Annotated in this window: 1 rRNA gene; it reads right to left on the bottom strand. The window is 44.8% G+C overall.

What is annotated here, in order from left to right:
• Positions 1–509 (bottom strand): 23S ribosomal RNA (locus AC2D8K_RS12585); the annotation flags it as partial.

A 509-nucleotide genomic window follows, 5' to 3' on the forward strand; every position in this document is an offset into this window, starting at 1 on the left:
CCATTAACGGGCTCTGACTACTTGTAAGCACACGGTTTCAAGTTCTCTTTCACTCCCCTTCCGGGGTACTTTTCACCTTTCCCTCACGGTACTGGTTCACTATCGGTCACTAGAGAGTATTTAGCCTTAGGAGATGGTCCTCCCAGATTCCGACGGAATTTCACGTGCTCCGTCGTACTCAGGATCCACTCAAGAGAGTATATATTTTCGACTACAGGATTATTACCTTCTTTGATTCAACTTTCCAGATGATTCGTCTAATATATACTTTTGTAACTCCGTATAGAGTGTCCTACAACCCCAACAAGCAAGCTTGTTGGTTTGGGCTCTTCCCGTTTCGCTCGCCGCTACTCAGGGAATCGATTTTTCTTTCTCTTCCTCCGGGTACTAAGATGTTTCAGTTCTCCGGGTCTGCCTTCTGATATGCTATGTATTCACATATCGATAACATGACATAACTCATGCTGGGTTTCCCCATTCGGAAATCTCTGGATCAACGCTTACTTACA

Source organism: Staphylococcus sp. 510, assembly GCF_057219715.1.